The 14,033-nt window shown below is 68.3% G+C and carries 13 protein-coding genes; 8 read left to right on the top strand and 5 right to left on the bottom strand.

The genetic code is table 11. The features are described 5' to 3' along the window. Positions 1-39: 39 nt before the first annotated feature. The 4 genes from ACZ5PO_RS23120 to ACZ5PO_RS23105 all read right to left on the bottom strand — a co-directional run bounded on the left by ACZ5PO_RS23120 (position 40) and on the right by ACZ5PO_RS23105 (position 4,749). The gene (locus ACZ5PO_RS23120; RefSeq protein WP_464184202.1) at positions 40-1,215 is read right to left on the bottom strand and encodes a cysteine hydrolase family protein; all 1,176 of its coding nucleotides are present in this window, start codon (positions 1,213-1,215) and stop codon (positions 40-42) included. Positions 1,216-1,256: 41 nt separating this feature from the next. Further along, entirely contained in the window at positions 1,257-2,318 is a 1,062-nt protein-coding gene (locus ACZ5PO_RS23115) for an ABC transporter substrate-binding protein (RefSeq protein WP_464184201.1), read from the bottom strand. 500 nt (positions 2,319-2,818) lie between these two features. Further along, on the bottom strand, positions 2,819-3,403 hold the full coding sequence (gene ssuE / locus ACZ5PO_RS23110; RefSeq protein ID WP_464184200.1) for an NADPH-dependent FMN reductase: 585 nt from the start codon (positions 3,401-3,403) through the stop codon (positions 2,819-2,821). A gap of 20 nt (positions 3,404-3,423) precedes the next feature. Beyond that, complete coding sequence (locus ACZ5PO_RS23105) at positions 3,424-4,749, bottom strand: LLM class flavin-dependent oxidoreductase (RefSeq protein ID WP_464184199.1); 1,326 nt, start codon at positions 4,747-4,749, stop codon at positions 3,424-3,426. Between the two features lie 313 nt (positions 4,750-5,062). On the opposite strand from ACZ5PO_RS23105, the gene ACZ5PO_RS23100 reads away from it, so the two are divergent. From ACZ5PO_RS23100 to ACZ5PO_RS23085, 4 genes are read left to right on the top strand one after another with little or no spacing between them, the layout of a single operon-like run. Next, positions 5,063-5,917: an FAD binding domain-containing protein gene (locus ACZ5PO_RS23100; protein WP_464184197.1), complete on the top strand. Its 855-nt coding sequence runs from the start codon at positions 5,063-5,065 to the stop codon at positions 5,915-5,917. Further along, positions 5,914-8,220 (top strand): xanthine dehydrogenase family protein molybdopterin-binding subunit, encoded by a 2,307-nt coding sequence (locus ACZ5PO_RS23095; RefSeq protein WP_464184195.1) that lies wholly within the window; start codon positions 5,914-5,916, stop codon positions 8,218-8,220. Before ACZ5PO_RS23100 ends, ACZ5PO_RS23095 begins: the two co-directional genes overlap by 4 nt. Positions 8,221-8,223: 3 nt before the next feature. Next, positions 8,224-8,700 carry a (2Fe-2S)-binding protein gene (locus ACZ5PO_RS23090; protein ID WP_464184193.1) on the top strand — a complete coding sequence of 159 codons (477 nt, stop codon included), beginning with the start codon at positions 8,224-8,226 and terminating at the stop codon, positions 8,698-8,700. Beyond that, a complete protein-coding gene (locus ACZ5PO_RS23085) occupies positions 8,697-10,994 on the top strand; it encodes a xanthine dehydrogenase family protein molybdopterin-binding subunit (RefSeq protein WP_464184191.1) in 2,298 nt (765 codons plus the stop codon). The genes ACZ5PO_RS23090 and ACZ5PO_RS23085 overlap by 4 nt, the downstream gene beginning before the upstream one ends. Here the strand turns inward: ACZ5PO_RS23085 and ACZ5PO_RS23080 are convergent. After that, on the bottom strand, positions 10,982-11,581 hold the full coding sequence (locus ACZ5PO_RS23080; RefSeq protein ID WP_464184190.1) for a cupin domain-containing protein: 600 nt from the start codon (positions 11,579-11,581) through the stop codon (positions 10,982-10,984). The genes ACZ5PO_RS23085 and ACZ5PO_RS23080 overlap by 13 nt on opposite strands. A gap of 144 nt (positions 11,582-11,725) precedes the next feature. Between ACZ5PO_RS23080 and ACZ5PO_RS23075 the strand changes: the two genes are divergently transcribed. From ACZ5PO_RS23075 to ACZ5PO_RS23060, 4 genes are read left to right on the top strand one after another with little or no spacing between them, the layout of a single operon-like run. Beyond that, entirely contained in the window at positions 11,726-12,133 is a 408-nt protein-coding gene (locus tag ACZ5PO_RS23075; RefSeq protein ID WP_464184189.1) for a hypothetical protein, read from the top strand. 3 nt (positions 12,134-12,136) lie between these two features. After that, positions 12,137-12,535, top strand: a complete 399-nt coding sequence (locus tag ACZ5PO_RS23070; protein ID WP_464184188.1) for a cupin domain-containing protein — start codon at positions 12,137-12,139, stop codon at positions 12,533-12,535. After that, positions 12,532-13,380: a nitrilase-related carbon-nitrogen hydrolase gene (locus ACZ5PO_RS23065; RefSeq protein ID WP_464184187.1), complete on the top strand. Its 849-nt coding sequence runs from the start codon at positions 12,532-12,534 to the stop codon at positions 13,378-13,380. Before ACZ5PO_RS23070 ends, ACZ5PO_RS23065 begins: the two co-directional genes overlap by 4 nt. Before the next feature lie 39 nt (positions 13,381-13,419). Next, on the top strand, positions 13,420-14,025 hold the full coding sequence (locus ACZ5PO_RS23060; RefSeq protein WP_464184186.1) for an SRPBCC family protein: 606 nt from the start codon (positions 13,420-13,422) through the stop codon (positions 14,023-14,025). The last annotated feature ends 8 nt before the right edge of the window (positions 14,026-14,033 follow it).

Here is a 14,033-nt window from a genome sequence, read left to right as displayed (position 1 = left end):
ACAACTTCTTGCCCAAAGCGTCCATGAGCGCACGGTCCCTTACGTTGCCGGGGCTCGTGGCCGCTCGTCCGCGAGCCTGGACCATTGGGCGATGATGTCCGCGGACGGCCGCACCAGGCCGAAATAGAGGCCGAGCGAGGTCAAGGTGGCGTCGTGCAGATCGCGCAGATGGTCCTTCACCGCGACGCAATCCTCGGCGACGACCAGATGGAAGTCACGCATGACCGCCTCCCTGGCGCTGGTCTCGACGCAGCAGTTCGTGGTCACGCCGGCGAGGATGACGCTCGATATGCCGTTCGCGCGCAGCAGCAGGTCGAGGCCCGTGTCGGCGAAGGCGCTGAACCGATGCTTGGTGACGACGGCCTCGTGCGGCAACGGATCGATGCCGTCGACGAATTGTCCGCCCCAGCTCCCGGACAGGCAGACTTCGACCATGCCCCCGGGAAACCGCTCACCCTCCGCCAGATCGGCCGCCGACGCGGTCCAGACCGCAGGCTCGGGGCCGCCCTTGGCGGGAAAGCGGTAGGGGGAGCCGACGGAGCGGTAGAGCTCGCCGTACTCGGCCCGCACGTGGACGACGAACAGCCCGGTGGCCCTCGCCGCCCGCAGCAACGCCTTGATGCGGTCGACGGCGCCGTGGATCATCGTCATCGGCTGGCCGGTGCGGCCGGTCGCCCCGGCCGCGGCACAGAAATCGTTCTGCACGTCGATCAGCACGAGGGCCGCATGGGCTGGCGATACACGAGCGGCGAAGTCCGGCAACACGGCCTGTTCGCCGGCGCGTGCATGCGTCAGTGCCGTCGGCAGCACCGGGCCGAGAGGGACGAGCTGGTAGCCACGCAGGCGCGCGAATTGCCTGAGCGCGCCGAGCAGTTCCTCCGGCGCCTCGCCGCTCTGGTACAGGCACGTGACGCCGTTCGAGCGCAGCAGGAGATCGAGCCGCGCGACGAGGAAGAGGCCTCCGGCGTCCGAGCGGATGTGCACCTGGCGCGCGCTGCGGCCCGGCTGCACGAGGCAGCCACCGGCCTGGCCGGGCAACGCCCCCGGATCCCATGGCCCGGCCACGCCGTCGGTCAGCTCGACATCGAAGGCGAGCCATCCGGCCGCGTCCGCTGCGGCCAGCGCCGCCTCGTCCGCGGCCGTCGCCGGCCCGCGCACGAGGATGAGCGCCGCGGCGCCCGCGGACGCCTGAGAGTGCAAGTCAGCTAGGGACATTCAGCCGCCATCCGGTCTCCACGCGAAGCTGGCGCCTCGGGTCAGAAGGCAATCTCCTGGTTCCACCGATCGGCGAGCTCCGGCATCTGCGGGATGATCTTCGACCAGTCGAACAGCTGCAGGCGGTCGCGCGCGGGCACGCGCTGGCGCGTGCGCTCGTTGACCACCGCGTTGATGTTGGTGGGGGCGGCGACGACGCCGTTGCAGAAGTTCTCCTGGATCGTCTTGTCCAGCGCGAAATTGATGAACTTCTTGCAGAGCTCGGCGTTCTTGGAGTTCTTGGCGATGTGGTAGGACACCGCGCCGACCATGGCGCCGTCCTCGGGATAGATGAACTTCACCGGCTTGCCCGCGTCGATCAGGCCATAGGCGGCGATGTTGGTGGTCATGCCGCAGACCCAGGCCTCGCCGCTACCGAGCAGGTTGACGATGTCGACGCCGCTCTTGAAGAACTGCTTGATGTTCGGCTTCAGCTCGCGCAGCGCGGCGAAGGCAGGATCCATGTTGGTCTCGCTGCCGCCACGCTGCCTGGCCGCCACGACCAGGATCTCCCAGGAACCCCACTGCCCGATCTCTGGAATGATGAGCTTACCCTTGTAGGCGGGGTTCCAAAGATCCTTCCAGGTCTTCGGCGCGGTCGCGACCAGATCCTCGCGGTAGGCGATGCCGTAGCCGATGTAGTCGAGGCCGATGCCAGCCTTGTCGAACTGGGTGTACCAGACCGGATCGACCTGGGCGATGTTGGGGACGTCGGCCGTGGTAAGGGGCAAGCCGAGCCCTTCCATGGTCGCGCGGACGTTGTCGGGATAGGGCAGCAGCAGCAGATCGATCTCGGGCGCGCGGCGGTTGATGACCGAGTTGGTCAGCCATTCGCTCGACAGCCCGAGCTTCATCAGCAGCTTGACGCCCGTCTCCTTCTCGAACGGCTCGACGATGTGCTTGCGGTACTCGCGCTCGTAGACGCCGCCGAAGACCGTCGACACGAAGCCCGACTGCTGCGCATGGCCCGGGGTGGCGAAGCCGATGGTCAGTGTCGCGGCGCCGGACGCCAGCAGTCCGCGCCGGGTGAGGCCGCCGCTGCTGCGATCGAGGTCTCGGTCCATCTCGGTCTCCCCGCCTGCGGTCTTAGGTTGGACCACGCTGCCATTGTGCCGGGGCGCTCCACCTCGGAAGCGCGGACAATGATCATCTTGAGTCAGCGTATGGGAGATTTTAATTTCATTCAATAGGGCTCGAGGTTCAAATCAAGGCATTCGCGCGAAAGAGATCAAAATTTGACGCGTATGCCTACGTTGAAACTGCCGGTCTGGAGAAATTGCACAGTCTGTGAGCAGTTAAAAATTGAATCTTATAAAAATACTCGTCCTGGGCGTCGACGAGCGGAGGGCCGCGACGTGAGGCCGCCGCGATAGCCTAAAGCAATGCGCTCGCGGGTTCGCGCAGGCCGTGTCCCCTTGAACGGGCAGCCGGGGCGGCGCCCCCTTCGATCGATCAGCCCTTCGCCCGAAGCGGCCGACGTTCCCACGGACCCGGAGCTGCCGCTTTGGCTCTTGGTGCCGGCATCGGATTGCCCCCGAGCCGGTATCCGCTTGGCTCCGATGCTCTACGCATCGGTCCGTTGCGGCCGGGGATGGCCCAGCAGGTCATGCGGCGGCGCGTGGCCGAGCGCGCAGCGAAAGTGGTAGATGGCCTCATCGAGGATCACGCCCGTCGCGTCGTCGACGCTCAAGCTGTCGCCCTCGATCTTGAGGTGCGGCTCCAGCACGAACTGGCTCTGGACGATGTGCCGCGCGCCCATGGACTGCAGGACGGGCCGCAGGCCGTAGTCGAGCGCCAGCACATGGGCCAGGCTGCCGCCCGTGGCGCACGGCAGCACGATCTTGCCGGCGAGCGCGAACTGCGGCAGCAGATCGAGAAACACCTTGAGCAGGCCCGAATAGGCCGCCTTGTAGATCGGCGTGGCGATGACGATGCCGCTCGCCCGCTCGACCGCTGCCACCGCCTCGGCGACCTGCGGATCCGACGTATCGGCGCGCAGCAGCGCCTCCGCCGGCAAGTCCCTCAACCTGATATGGCGGACGGTGGCGAGCGGCCCTTCGAGCTGGCGCAAGATGTGCTCGGCGACGCGCGCCGTCTTCGACGTCGAGGATGGGCTGCTCGACAACACCAGGATCGAAGGTTGGGCCATCATCATGCTTTCAAGAGGACTCAATCGGTCCTTCGGAAGGTGGCCGGATGCGGCGGCCGCGGCAACCCCAAATGATCGCGCAACGTGGTCCCGGTGTACTCGGTGCGGAACAGCCCGCGCTTTTGCAGGATCGGCACCACGTGGTCGACGAAGTCGTCGAAGGCCTTGGGGAACCAGGGCGGCATGATGTTGAAGCCGTCGGCGCCGCCGGCGACGAACCACTCCTCCAGCGCGTCCGCGACCATCTCGGGCGTGCCGACGGCCAGGCGGTGCCCCATGGCCGCGCCGGTGAAGTCGCGCAGCTCCCGCAGGGTCAGGCTCTTGTCCTTGGCCAGCTTGGCGAGCGTGACCGCATGCCCCTGCATGATGCCCGACGGCGGCAGCTCCGGCACCGGCCCGTCGAGCGGATAGGACGAGAGATCGTGGCCCATGCGCTCCGACAGCACCTTGAGCGCCGCGACCGGCTCCATGAAGGATCCGAGCTCGGCAAGCTTGGCGCGGGCCTCCGCCTCGGTGGCGCCCACGATCGGACAGACACCGGGCATGATCTTGATGTGGCTGGGGTCGCGGCCGACCTTGCGCGCACGCTCGCGGATATCGCGCGCGAAGGCGATCGCCCCGTCCAGGTCCTGCTGCACCGAGTAGATGATCTCGGCGATCGAGGCGGCCAGATCACGCCCCTCCTCCGAGGCCCCGGCCTGGATGATGACGGGATACCCCTGCGGCGGCCGCGAGATGTTCAGCGGCCCTTTGACCGAGTGGTATGTCCCCTCATAGTTCAGGACATGCATCTTGCCGGCATCGACGAAATCGCCGCTCGCCCGGTCCATGATGACCGCGCCGTCCTCCCAGCTGTCCCAAAGCCCCTTGGCGATGGTCACGAACTCTGCGGCCGATGCATAGCGTTCCGCATGGGGCGGATGGCGGTCACGGCTGAAATTGGCCGCCGCTTCGGCAAAGGCGCCGGTGACGACGTTCCAGGCCGCGCGGCCGCCGCTGAGATGGTCGATCGACGCGAAGTAGCGGGCCAGATTGTAGGGCTCCGTGTAGGTCGTCGACGCCGTCGCAGCCAGCCCGATGTGCGAGGTCGTCATGGCCAGGGCGCCGAGCAAGGTCAGCGGCTCGAGGCGCACGACCATCGAGGGGTGCATCTTGGGGCTGGTGTTCACGGCGTCGGCCAGGAACAGCAGGTCGAACTTGCCGCGCTCCGCCGTCCGGGCAATGTGCTGGAGCAGCGGCAGGTTCTCGGACCCGGCCTGGGCTTCGGGAAGCCGCCAGCCCGAGACGTGATGACCCGCGCCGAGGACGAAGATACCGAGGTGCATGTGTGGGCTTGCGTTGGCCATGCTGCCGTCTCCCATTGATATCGGCGAAACGATCGTCCCGGCACCGGTGAGCCCGTCCTCACCGCCCCGATGGCGCCGCCCGTCGCGACACGAGACCCGGAACGCGCCGGTCTATGGCGGGCCCGAGCAGGTGCCAGATTATTTGAATAATATTTCAATTGATATGAGTGACGATAAAAATTTTTCGGATGATGGCGGGCCCTCCGCAAGGCGCCCGAGCACCGGCCCGCCGGTCCGCGAACCGCGACGAATAGATGGACAACGCCGCGCGCCATCGTTAATCTGGATTAAATTTATTCAATCAGGCTCAAATATGAAACCCGCTGCGTTTGCCTATGTGAGACCGTCGTCGCGGGCGGAGGCGGTCGCTCAGCTCGCCGCCCACGCGGACGACGGCAAGCTCCTGGCGGGCGGACAAAGCCTTGTCGCCGCGATGAACTTCCGCCTGGCCCGGCCGGGCGTGCTGATCGACCTCAACACGGCCGGCGACCTCGACTATCTCCACGCGGCGGAGGATGCGTTACGCATCGGCGCGCTGACCCGTCATGCGGCCTTTCACAAGCCCGTCATCGACGAGCCTCTCGGCCTGCTGCTGTCGAAGGTCGTCAAGCACATCGCCCACTATCCTATCCGCCAGCGCGGCACCTTCTGCGGCAGCCTCTCCCATGCCGATCCCGCCTCGGAGTGGTGCCTGGTGGCAGCGACTTTGGGCGCGACGATGCTGATCGTCAGCCACGAGGGCGAGCGCACACTCGACGCGGCCGACTTCTTCCGCGGCACCTTCACCACGGCGCTCGGCAGCGCCGACCTGCTCGCCGAGGTCCGCCTGCCGCGGCTCGGCCCGGGCTGGCGCAGCGGCTTCTACGAGTTCTCGCGACGCGCCGGCGATTTCGCGCTGGCGATGGCGCTGGCGGCAGTCGAGACCCGCGGCGGCGTGATCACCGCGGCGCGCCTCGGCGTCGGCGGCGTCGCCGACCGACCGCTGCGCCTGAGCCAGCTGGAGCAGGAGCTGGTCGGCAAGCCCCCCTCGCCGGCCCTCGTCGACGCGGTCGCTAACGCGGCGCGCGATCTGGTGCGGACCAGCGCGGATATTCATGCCTCCGCCGAATACCGGCGCGACCTCGTACGCACCGCCGTGAAGCGCGCGCTCACCGAGGCGATCGCATGAACTGGATCGGCCGCAGCCTCCCACGGACTGAAGACCCGCCGTTGCTGATGGGCCGCGGCCGCTTCACGGCGGACCTCGCGGCGGCGGCATCCTTCGTGCGCTTCGTGCGCAGCCCCGTCGCGGCGGGCCGCATCGTCGGCATCGAGGCGCCCGACGAAGCGCAGGTGTTCACCGCTGCCGATCTCACCGGCGTGAAACCCATCCGCCCGCTTCTGCACCGGCCGGACTACGTGCCGGTCGAGCAGCCCGTGCTGGCCACGGACCGCGTCCTGTTCTGCGGCCAGGCCGTGGCCGTCGTCGTCGCCGCCGATGCCGCGGCGGCCGAGGACGCAGCCGAGCAGGTGTTCGTCGACATCGATGCGGAGGATGCGGTCGTCGATATCGACAGCGCGCTGGCGCCCGGCGCGACGGCCGTCCACGCCCACGCGCCGGGCAACGTGCTCGTCGAAGGCCAGATGCGCACCGGCGGGCTCGACGGCGCCTTCGCCCAGGCGGCCGAGATCGTCACCATCGATCTCAAGTCCGGGCGCCAGTCGGCGATGCCGCTGGAAGCGCGCGGCGGCGTCGCCCGCTACGACGCGGTCTCCGGCCACGTGACGCTCTACGCCTCCGTGCAGATGCCGCACATGCTGCGCACGGGCCTCGCCGATACGCTCGGCCTGCCGGAATCGGACATCCGCGTCGTGGCGCCGGACGTGGGCGGCGGCTTCGGCCAGAAGATGTCGCTCTTCCCCGAGTACGTCGCCCTGGTCTGGCTGGCGCGGCATCTCAGGCGCGACCTTGCCTGGATCGAGGACCGCCGCGAGAACCTGCTCGCCTCGGCCCACAGCCGCGACCAGGCGTTCACGCTGCGCGGCGCGTTCGCCGGCGACGGCACCCTGCTCGGGCTGGAGGCCGACCTCCGGAGCAACGTCGGCGCCTTCTCCTGCTACCCGGTGACGTGCGGCGTCGAGCCCTTGATGGCGATGGCGGAGCTGCCTGGGCCCTACAAGTTCATCGAGTACGGCGTGCGGTCGCGCGGAGTGACGACGAACACCTGCATGATGGCGCCCTACCGCGGCGTCGCCCGGCCGACGCTGACCTTCGCCATGGAGCGGATGATGGACGTGGCGGCCAGGTGCCTGGGCCTCGACCCCGTCGATATCCGTCGCCGCAATCTCATCGATGCGTTTCCGCACCGGTCCCCAACCGGACTGGTCTACGACGAAGGCTCGTACGTCGAATCGCTGGAGGCCGCGGCGCATGCCATGGCGTTGCCCGCCTTCCGCAAGCGCCAGGCCGAGGCCCGCGCCCTGGGGCGCCATGTCGGCGTCGGCTTCTCGGTCTTCAGCGAGCGCACGGGCTACGGCACGCCGGCCTACGCCGCCCGCGGCATGGACATCGTGCCGGGCTACGAGCTCGTGTCGTGCACGATGGATCCGTCGGGCTTCGTCGAAGCGCGCATCGGCGCCTCGCCGCACGGCCAGGGCCTGAAGACCACGCTGGCCCAGCTCATCGCCGACGAGATCGGCGTGGAGCCCGACCGGATCCGCATCATCGCCGGCGACACGGACGCGACCCCCTACGGCTGGGGGACCTTCGCCAGCCGGTCGATGGTGATCGCCGGCGGCGCCTGCAAGCTGGCGGCCGGAAAGGTGGCGACGAAGCTCAGGACGGTGGCGGCGGCGGTCATGAACGTCGAGCCCGAGGCCATCGATCTCGCCGACGGCCTGGCCAAGGCGCGCACCACCAACGAGTCCATGCCGATCGCCGACATCGCCCGCCTCGCCTACCACCAGAGCCACCGCTTTCCGCAGGTCGGCCCGGGCCTGGTCGAGAATGCCGTCTACGATCCGCCCGGCACCTTCTCCAACGCCTGTCATGCCTGCATCGTCGAGGTCGACGTCGATACCGGCGGGGTCACCATCGAACGCTACGTCGTGGTGGAGGACGCCGGCATCCTCATCAACCCGATGATCGTCGACGGACAGATCCACGGCGGCGTGGCGCAGGGCATCGCCAACGCTCTGTTCGAGGAGATCGTCTACGACGAGACCGGCAACCTGCTCACCGCGTCGCTGGCCGACTACCTGCCGCCGACCATGGCCGAGATCCCGCCGATCGAGATCGAGCACATGGTCACCATCTCTGACGCGTCCATCACCAAGGCCAAGGGCGTCGGCGAAGGCGGAGCGATCGGCGCGCCGGCGGCCGTCGTCAACGCCATCGTCGATGCGCTGGCTCCTTTCGGCATCGACATCTTTCAGATCCCGGCCACGCCCCAGCGCATCCGCGATCTGATCAGAAGCGCAAGCGGAACTTGAAGCATGTCAGACAGGCACGCCGTGACCTTGACCGTGAACGGTCGCAACTACGCCATGACCGTCGAGGCGCGGCGAACACTCGCCGACGCCCTGCGCGAAAACTGTGGCCTGACCGGCACGCACCTGGGATGCGAGCACGGCGTGTGCGGCGCCTGCACGGTGCTGTTCGATGGCAAGCCCGTCCGTTCGTGCCTGATGTTCGCGGTGCAGGCGGAAGGGCATGCTCTGCGCACCGTCGAGGGCCTGGCCGACGGCGATACCCTGCATCCGATGCAGAAGGCGTTCTGGGACAATCACGGCCTGCAGTGCGGCTTCTGCACCCCGGGCTTCCTCATGCTGGCCGTCGGCGCGCTGGAGGCGGACCCCGATCTCAGCGACGAGGACCTGCGCGACATCCTGTCATCGAACCTGTGCCGGTGCACCGGCTACCAGAACATCATCAAGGCGGTCCGCGCCGCTGCGATCGACATGCGCGCATGAGCACCATCGGCCGCCCGCTGAAGAGGCTCGAGGATCGGCCGCTGCTGCTCGGCGCCGGGCGCTTCGCCGCCGACTGCCGCGTCGACGGCCAGCTCTACATGCGCGTGGTCCGCTCGCCGGTGGCGCTGGGGCGCATCGGCGCCGTCGAGACCGACGACGCCAGGGCGCTGGCCGGCGTGCGCGCAGTCTGGACCGCCGCCGACATCGCCGACATCCCGCCGATCGACTTCCGCATGACCCGGATCCAGGGCTTCGAGCCCTACCGGCAGCACGTGCTGGCGCGGGACTACGTGCGTTACGTGGGCGATCCGGTCGCCGTCGTCTTCGCCGACGACCCCTACCTCGCCGAGGATGCCGCCGAGCTGGTGTTCTGCGACATCGACGAAGAGGACCCGTGCCTCGATGCGACGGCCGAGCCGGTCGCCTTCATGCCCGCGGTCGATCCGGGGCTGCTGAGCGAGCCGGCCGTGATCGTCAAGGAATACGGCGACCTGGCGCGGGCGTTCGATGGCGCGGCCGACGTCGTCGAGCTCACCATCGCCGTCGGGCGCCACAGCGGCGTGCCCCTGGAAACGCGCGGCGCGCTGGCGGTCCACGACCCGGCGACCGGCGTCCTCATCCTCTACGGCGCCGCCAAGGTGCCGCACTACAACCGCGATGCGATCGCCCGCATGCTCGGGCTCGACCGCGACCGCGTGCAGCTGAGTGAGGGCCACGTCGGCGGCGGCTTCGGCGTGCGAGGCGAGCTCTATCCCGAGGATGTGCTGGTCTGCGCTGCGGCGCTCAGGCTCGGCGCGCCCATCAAGTGGGTCGAGGATCGCCGGGAGAACCTGCTGGCGACCAACCATTCGCGCGACCAGGTGCACCGGCTGCGCGCGGCGGTGGACAGCAACGGCTTCATCCGCGGCCTGACCGATATTTTCTATACTGATCAGGGCGGCTACGTGCGGACCCATGGCGGCACGGTCACCGACCTCGCCGCCGCGCTGCTGCCGGGCCCCTACCTGGTTCCGGCCTATCGGGCGGAAGGGCACATCCGGCTCACCAACAAAACCCCCGCGGGCACCTACCGGGCGCCGGGCCGCTACGAGACCACCTTTGCCCGTGAGCGGCTGATCGACGCCATCGCCCACCGCCTGGGCCTCGATCCGATCGACGTGCGGCGGGTCAACCTGATCCCGGAGGAGCGCATGCCCTTCGCCCGGGGCGTCGATGCGCTGGGAACCCATGTGGTCCACGATTCCGGCAGGTACCACGATCTCTTGGAGCGCACCCTGGCCCAGATCGAATACCCGTCGCTGCGGGCCGATCTGGCGGCACGCCGGGCCGCCGGCGAGGCGGTCGGCCTGGGCCTCGCCTTCTTCATCGAGAAGAGCGGCCTCGGCCCGCACGACCTCGTCACCCTCTCCGCCCGGGACGACGACACGGTGGAAGTGGTGACCGGAGCGGCGTCCGTCGGCCAGGGCGTCGAGACCGCCATGGCGCAGATCTGTGGCGATGTCCTGGGGATCCCGATCGAGCGCATCACCGTCGTGCACGGCCAAACCGATCGCATCCGGATCGGGTTCGGCGCCTTTGCCTCGCGCGTGACCGTCATGACCGGCTCCGCCGTCAAGATTGCCGCGGAAGCGCTGCGCGACAAGGCGATCGCCGCAGCCGCCCCGCTGCTGCAATGCGACGCCAACGAGCTGGAGTTCGCCGCCGGCCGCGTGGTGTCGCGGCGCAACGGCGCCGACATCGCGCTGGCGGACATCGTCGCGCAGCTGGGCAGGCCGCTCGAGGCCGAAGGGTTGTTCGAGGCGAGCCACATGAACTACCCCTACGGCGTTCACGTGGCCCAGGTGCGCGTCGACCGGGAGACCTGGGGCGTCCACATCGAGCGCTATCTCGTCGCCTACGACGTGGGGCGGGCCATCAACCCCATGCTGATCGACGGGCAGATCGTCGGCGCCGCCGCGCAAGGCATCGGCGGCGCGCTGCTCGAAGAGTTCCGCTACGACGAAGCCGGCCAGCCGCTCGCCGCCAGCTTCGCCGACTACCTGATGCCGACGTGCCGCGAGGTGCCGCAGGTCGACGTGCTGCTCCGGGAGGATGCGCCGAGCCCGCAGAACCCGCTGGGCGTGAAGGGCGCCGGGGAAGGCGGCATCACCGCGGTGGGCGCAGCCATCGCGTCGGCCGTCGACGACGCGCTCGGCCGGCCCGGCCTGATCACGCGGCTGCCGATCTCCCCCGACATGCTGCACGCCACGACAGGATCGGCGCGCAGCGGCAGCGGCACGCCTCAATCATTTTGAAGGTTGATCCACAGGGTGCGCACGCGGACGTTGCCGTGGTTCCAGATCCGGTGCGGCCGGCGCGAGCTGTATGAAATGAGGTCGCCGCTGTTCAACACGTGCTGTGTGCCGTCGACGTCGACCGTCAGATCGCCCTCGAGCACGAAACCGAACTCGAAGCCGTCGTGCGTGATCGGCTTCTCGGTCGCGCCGGTGTGAGGCGCGTACTCGTTCAGCGCGATCGAGATGCCGCGCGAGCGGTCTTCCTTGATCAGCCGGCGGATGACGTGGGACGCGGTCTCGATCGCCCGCTGCTCGGACGCACGCACGACGATGTTCTTATCGTCGACCACCTGATCGACGATCAGCTCGGACATAGGCACGCCGAGCGAGCTGGCGATGACGATCAACGACCCGATCGAGGGAGAGGCGCGGCCGCGCTCGACGAGGCTGAGCATCGAGGGGCTCAGCCCGCAGGCGCCGGCCAATGCCTGGAGCGTCATCTCACGGGCGAGCCGCACCTCGCGTATGCGCAACCCGATCGCCGCCAGCGCTGCCGTCGTGATCCCGGATTGGTCGACAGGGGTATTCGGTATCGAGTCGCTCACAATCGATCTTTCATGATGAGCCGCACTGACGAAGCATAACGGATATGCGGCAAATATGGTCCCGCTCAAGCGCTTCACGCTTGCCATAGTCGCATTTTTTTGACAGAACTAAAATATCATAAGCCACACTCAAAGAGCGACATTGTGACGAGCGCTTCAGACCCCAAGACCGTTCGCGTTGTCGACAGCCGCATTGACTGCCCAGCCTTACCTCTGGTTGTCGGAACCGGGAGCGCCAAGGCCGTCATGTGGCCGGGCAACGGCGCCTTGTATCGCACCTTCCAGGTTATCGAGCTGGAGGCCGGCGACACCACGGTCGATCTCTCCCATGCGGCCGACAGCGTCTACTATATCGCCGCGGGTGAAGGCGACGTGGTCGATATCCGCGCCGGCGAGCGCTCACCCGTGATCGAAGGCTCGATGGTCCACATCGACCGGGGCGACTCCTATCGTTTCGAGGCCGCCAGAGGCGCCTCCATGACCCTTCTCGGCGGGCCCTGCCCGGCCGACATGTCGCTTTACGCCACACTCTCCTCCGACAAAGGTCGCTGAGCGATGTCCATACGGATCTTTCATCGGGACACGCCGTCTCTCAAGCTGCCTCTGATCTCGAAGGATGCCCGCTTCATCGTGTGGCCCGGCGTTGGCGCCTGGATGGCCAACATGAACTACGTGCTGCTCGAGCCGGGCGAGAAGAACAAGCCGCACATCCATAGCCTGTCCGAGGACACCATCTTCATCCTGGAGGGCAAGGGAACCATCCACGACTATACCAACGGCGTCAGCCTGCCGTTCGAGGCGGGCTGCGTGGTGCACGTGCCCGTCGGCATCGAGCATGCCGTCGAGGCCGACCGCGGCGTCGGCATCGTCAGCGTCGGCGGCCCCAGCCCCGCCGACGTGCCGCTGCTCAAGGCTGTCGGCGCCCTGCCCGCCGACGCGGCTCCGCCTGCATGAGCTTTGCGATCGCCTGCGTCCAGTTCAGCCCACGCCTGGCGCAAGCTCAGCAAAACCGCGAGCGGACCGTTCGCCTGGTGGAGACGGCCGCACAACGGGGAGCGCGCCTCGTCGTCCTCCCCGAGCTGGCCGTGCCCGGCTACACCACGGACGGACCGATCCTCGCCGAGGCGGCCGAGCCGATCGACGGCGCCACGTTCGCGGCCTGGAGCGACGCGGCGCGACGCCTCGGCGTGCTGATCGCGGGCGGCTTCTGCGAGCGAGCCGGCGAGCACCTGTACAACGTGGCCATGCTCGTCGGCCCCGACGGCCTCCTGCTGCACTACCGCAAGCTCCACTTGTTCGACCGGGAAAAGCTGGTCTTTGCGCCGGGCGACCGCGGGCTCGACGTGGTCGACACGCCCTGCGGCCGGATCGGCCTGTGCGTGTGCTACGACCTTCGCTTCGTCGAGGTGATGCGGGCGCTGGCGCTTCAGGGGGCCGACATCGCCGCCGTGCCGACCGCCTGGGTCGGCGGGTTCGACAGGCGCGCCGCGGACGCCGACCCGATCATCGGGCAGGCCAGGGGGGCCATGGTCCAGGCCAACTTGAACCAGATCTACGTCGCCTGCGCCTCCCAGTGCGGCGAGGCCGGGGGCACCCGCTTCCTGGGATCCTCGCTGATCGTCGATCCCTACGGCCAGCCCCTCGCCGGGCCGCTGGATGACCGGGAAGAGGCGATCGCCGTGGCTTGCGTCGATCCGGCGCACGTGCGCGCCGCGCAGGAGCGCTCGGCGCTGGTCAGGCCCCGGCAGGACCGTCGCACCGACGTCTATGGGATCGCTCTGGGCGGCCGCCTATTCTGACGACGGATGCGGACGAACGACAAACCGTAAGGCCGAAGAATGAAGATTTCGCAGGAATTCACGGTGGCCCGTCCGATCGACGCGACCTGGGCCTTCTTCAAGGACATCCCGGACGTCGCCAAATGCCTGCCGGGCGCCGAGTATCTGGGATCGAAGGACGAGGGCAAGCATCTCGGCAAGATCTCCTCGAAGATCGGCCCCTTCCAGGCAAGCTTCGAGGGTGAGGCGGACGTCGCCTTCGACGATCAGGCCAAGACGGTGCATGTCGAGGGCAAGGGCGTCGACAAGAAAGGCGCCAGTCGCGGCAAGATGACCCTGGACTGCGCGCTGACGCCGGTCGGCGACACCACCAGGGTGAACGTCGACGCCGACATCCAGCTCGCCGGGGCCATCGCTCAATTCGGGCGCACCAACATCATCAGCGAAGTGGCCAACGTGCTGATCGCCGACTTCGTGCGCAACGTCGAGGCGAAGCTCGACGCGCCGGCGGCGGCCTCCGCCTCCGGCGCAGGGAGCGACACGGCGACACCTGCACCGTCAGCGTCGCCACAGCCCGCAGCCGCGACGCCGATCAGCGCCACCAGCCTGCTCATCGCCGCGCTCAAGGGCTGGTTCCGCTCGCTGTTCGGCAAGCGCGCCGCCTGATCCGAACG

Source organism: Chelatococcus sp. KU-N122, assembly GCF_055391085.1.
This window is presented reverse-complemented; position numbering and strand designations above follow the sequence as displayed.

Bases quoted from the DNA above. Each gene is read 5' to 3' on its own strand.
- ACZ5PO_RS23120 (WP_464184202.1), bottom strand. From the start codon at position 1,215: ATGTCCCTAGCTGACTTGCACTCTCAGGCGTCCGCGGGCGCCGCGGCG.
- ACZ5PO_RS23115 (WP_464184201.1), bottom strand. From the start codon at position 2,318: ATGGACCGAGACCTCGATCGCAGCAGCGGCGGCCTCACCCGGCGCGGA.
- ssuE (WP_464184200.1), bottom strand. From the start codon at position 3,403: ATGGCCCAACCTTCGATCCTGGTGTTGTCGAGCAGCCCATCCTCGACG.
- ACZ5PO_RS23105 (WP_464184199.1), bottom strand. From the start codon at position 4,749: ATGGCCAACGCAAGCCCACACATGCACCTCGGTATCTTCGTCCTCGGC.
- ACZ5PO_RS23100 (WP_464184197.1), top strand. From the start codon at position 5,063: ATGAAACCCGCTGCGTTTGCCTATGTGAGACCGTCGTCGCGGGCGGAG.
- ACZ5PO_RS23095 (WP_464184195.1), top strand. From the start codon at position 5,914: ATGAACTGGATCGGCCGCAGCCTCCCACGGACTGAAGACCCGCCGTTG.
- ACZ5PO_RS23090 (WP_464184193.1), top strand. From the start codon at position 8,224: ATGTCAGACAGGCACGCCGTGACCTTGACCGTGAACGGTCGCAACTAC.
- ACZ5PO_RS23085 (WP_464184191.1), top strand. From the start codon at position 8,697: ATGAGCACCATCGGCCGCCCGCTGAAGAGGCTCGAGGATCGGCCGCTG.
- ACZ5PO_RS23070 (WP_464184188.1), top strand. From the start codon at position 12,137: ATGTCCATACGGATCTTTCATCGGGACACGCCGTCTCTCAAGCTGCCT.
- ACZ5PO_RS23065 (WP_464184187.1), top strand. From the start codon at position 12,532: ATGAGCTTTGCGATCGCCTGCGTCCAGTTCAGCCCACGCCTGGCGCAA.
- ACZ5PO_RS23060 (WP_464184186.1), top strand. From the start codon at position 13,420: ATGAAGATTTCGCAGGAATTCACGGTGGCCCGTCCGATCGACGCGACC.